Source organism: Methanosarcina sp. MSH10X1, assembly GCF_004099695.1.
In the GTDB taxonomy this organism is placed as follows: domain Archaea; phylum Halobacteriota; class Methanosarcinia; order Methanosarcinales; family Methanosarcinaceae; genus Methanosarcina.
In genome coordinates, this window is the sequence record NZ_SCHL01000049.1 from 1 (window position 1) to 560 (window position 560).

The 560-nt window shown below is 46.4% G+C and carries 1 protein-coding gene; it reads right to left on the reverse strand.

Annotated elements, in window-relative coordinates:
- Window positions 1-560, reverse strand: a 560-nt coding sequence (locus EQO05_RS15230; protein ID WP_240664790.1) for a TCP-1/cpn60 chaperonin family protein, incomplete at both ends; no start/stop codon positions are given.

Consider the following 560-nt stretch of genomic DNA (forward strand, 5'->3'; position numbering starts at 1 on the left):
TTTCCTGAGATGGATATCCTGGCTTCGATTCCTCTTGAATATGCATTTCTCATCTGCACCAGGGCATCGACTGAGTTCATACCCAGGTTTCGGGCCAGGATTACAGGAATTTTCTCAAGGGCATCTGCATAAGCCAGCACTGCAAGCTGTTTCTTTCCGGTTTGGGTTGCTGCAAAGAGCCTGAGCATATGAGCCAGTTCGAACTCGATTGCGCCTCCTCCGTTTACAATTTCTTTATTCTTCAGGAGGAAAGCCGCATTATTAAGGGCGTCGTCAACTGCTTCCTCAACCTTGTCAAGCCCATATTTCACAGGCTCCCTGATCAGAATAGAAGCAATTGCCTTCCCCTTAACATTAATAAACACAAAATTCTCCCCGTTTTTCTTTTCGACCCTTATACTATCCGCTCTTCCCAGGTTTTCCGGGTGGATCTCGTCCTGTTGAGCCATCAGAGTCGTACCCGTTGCTTCGGCAAGCTTTTCAAGGTCTTTTATCTTCAGTTTCTTGAAAGCAAGGATATTACTGTCCCGAAGCAGGGTTTCGATATGGGGGTCAATATC